The sequence below is a fragment of the Thiospirillum jenense genome (assembly GCF_014145225.1).
Taxonomy (GTDB): Bacteria; Pseudomonadota; Gammaproteobacteria; order Chromatiales; family Chromatiaceae; genus Thiospirillum; species Thiospirillum jenense.
Genome location: NZ_JABVCQ010000128.1, coordinates 1 through 305, shown reverse-complemented (window position 1 = coordinate 305; position 305 = coordinate 1). Strand labels below are relative to the sequence as shown.

Below are 305 nucleotides of genomic sequence, written 5' to 3'. Positions count from 1 at the left end.
GCTGGCGGGTATCGCCGCGTAAAAAGGTATTTTCTAATTTAACCAGTGCCTGTGCTAAATGATTTTCCCGATGAAAAATGGCATTGGTGAATACTGCCGCGAAGATTTGATCGGTTAACAAATGCTGAATGAACATTTCATCCACATCCGTCGCCGTCACTTGCGCACCAATTGAACTCCGACAGGTTTTAAGAAATGAATCCGCTTGTTGCCGAAATAAATCCAATTCCCGATATGCTTGCGCTAATAATTCACGCAGCGCCGCCGCCACGCCCGGTAATTCAATGGCAAACTGCTGGCGAGCG

1 protein-coding gene is annotated in these 305 nt (G+C 47.2%); it reads right to left on the bottom strand.

Features of this window, described 5'->3' with window-relative positions; translation table 11 throughout:
- Window positions 1-305, bottom strand: a 305-nt coding sequence (locus HUK38_RS14835) for a hypothetical protein (protein WP_202985598.1), incomplete at both ends; no start/stop codon positions are given.